This is a genomic window from Rhizobacter sp. P2_H2, assembly GCF_056403375.1.
The window spans coordinates 1-1,164 of sequence record NZ_JBFUFP010001394.1 but is presented as its reverse complement, the minus strand read 5'-3'; the positions used below and the strand labels follow the sequence as shown (position 1 = coordinate 1,164).

General features: G+C 67.1%; 1 protein-coding gene. It reads left to right on the top strand.

Annotated features, from left to right (window positions below; translation table 11 throughout):
* Positions 1 to 298 precede the first annotated feature (298 nt).
* A partial coding sequence (locus tag AC1D15_RS33370) for an epoxide hydrolase family protein (protein ID WP_477829442.1) occupies positions 299 to 1,164 on the top strand: 866 nt, incomplete at its 3' end.

The window sequence follows — 1,164 nt, the reverse complement described above, 5'->3', positions numbered from 1 at the left end:
GACCAGTGCGGCGTCCCAGTCAAGTTCAGCCGCCAAGGCCAGCGAGACACCGTGCTTGGCGTTGTTCTCGCGGTCCTTGGACGGATCGAACTCGATTCGCATCATTTACTGTAGCTACAGTAAATATGAATGTCAAACGGATTTCTCATCGGATGACCGAGCATTCGGGCCGCTCGCCGACCCGCCATCGGCGACCTGCTCGCGCAGGGCATCACCGACGCGTCGGTTTTCTACAAGATCGCCCGGCAGCGTTGCGAGACAGTGAAGGCCTCCCCACTGACCACCACCAGGAGCCACGATGAACACCACGAACACCACGATCCGCCCGTTCCGCATCGAGATCGCGCAAGCGCAGATCCTCGACCTGCAGCGCCGCCTCGCGGCCACGCGCTGGCCGCAACCGGTGGACCCGGGCTTCGGCCATGGCCAGTCGCTGGCGCTGGTGCGCGAGCTGGCCGCGTACTGGGCCGACGGATTCGACTGGCGCGCACAAGAGGCGCGCTTGAACCGCCATCCGCAGTTCATCACCGAGATCGACGGCCAGACCGTCCACTTCATCCACGTGAAGTCGAAGGAGCCCAACGCCTTCCCGTTGATCCTGACGCATGGCTGGCCCAGCTCGCCGGCAGAGTACCTGGACCTGATCGGCCCGCTCACCGACCCGCGCGGCCACGGCCTCGATGCGTCGATCGCGTTCGACCTGGTGATCCCGTCGGTGCCGGGCATGGGGCTGTCGTCGCCGCTCGCCGCCACCGGCTGGGACGCGGCCCGCACCGCGGCGGCCTGGGACACGCTGATGAAGCGCCTGGGCTACACCCGCTATGGCGCGCAAGGCGGCGACGTGGGCGCGCTGATCGCGCGCGAGCTGGGCATCCTCGCGCCCGCGGGCCTGGCCGGCGTCCACCTGCAGCAGGTGTTCGCCTTCCCCAACGGCAGCCCCGGCGAGATGGACGGGCTGTCCGCGTTCGAGATGGAAGGCTTCAAGACCCTGGAGTACTTCCGCAAGTACGCCGGCTACGTCGACATCCAGTCCAAGCGCCCCGGCACGCTGGCCTACGGGCTGGTCGATTCGCCGGTCGCCCTGCTGTCATGGAATGCCGAGCTGTTCTTCGGCTTCGAAGGGGAACGCGTCGCCGAGGTCGACCGCGATCGCTTCCTGACGCA